Source organism: Micromonospora mangrovicola, from assembly GCF_047200535.1.
Taxonomy (GTDB): Bacteria; Actinomycetota; Actinomycetes; order Mycobacteriales; family Micromonosporaceae; genus Micromonospora.
The window spans coordinates 1-565 of sequence record NZ_JBJZOG010000261.1 but is presented as its reverse complement, the minus strand read 5'-3'; the positions used below and the strand labels follow the sequence as shown (position 1 = coordinate 565).

The following is a 565-nucleotide window of genomic DNA, read 5'->3' as shown; positions in this document are numbered from 1 at the left end:
CATCCTGGCATTCGTAGATGTGGATGCGGAGGTTGGTCATGGCCTCACGTCTGACGAGAACGAATGCGGTCACGGTCAACGACGTGCTCGACGGGCAGAAGCTGTTGGAGATCGACTGCCTCGATCGGGTCTATCTGACCATGTCCGTGCCGAACCTGGTGGTGGGCGGTCAGGTGGTCAGCTTCCTCAACCAGCATGAGGGCATGCCGGTGCCGTCGCCTGCGTTGCTGGAACGCCGTGGGCAGGCGTTCCGTCGGGCGGTGATGTCGTTCGCTGAGGCCAACGGCATCCCGGTCCTCAGCTTCACCGGTAAGAAGGAGAAGACCCGGCCAGGTGTGCTGGCGGACAGCCCGTGGCCGGAACGCAAGATCGATCAGGTGATGCCGTTGATGCGCAAGGCCGCGGCCACCGGCCGTTCCCAGGTCGTCGCGATCGGCGTGGCGCAGGAGTATCAGCGCGTGTTCACCGGGTCGAAGTCCGCCACCGACACCGGGGCCGTGTGGTTCACCTACCAGCGCGTCGACCGTCGCGTCACCTGCTACTACTTCTACCTGTGGGACACCGA

The 565-nt window shown here is 64.2% G+C and carries 1 protein-coding gene; it reads left to right on the top strand.

Features of this window, described 5'->3' with window-relative positions; all coding sequences use genetic code 11:
* Positions 1 to 38: 38 nt before the first annotated feature.
* A partial coding sequence (locus tag ACL02O_RS34380; RefSeq protein WP_412822352.1) for a hypothetical protein occupies positions 39 to 565 on the top strand: 527 nt, incomplete at its 3' end.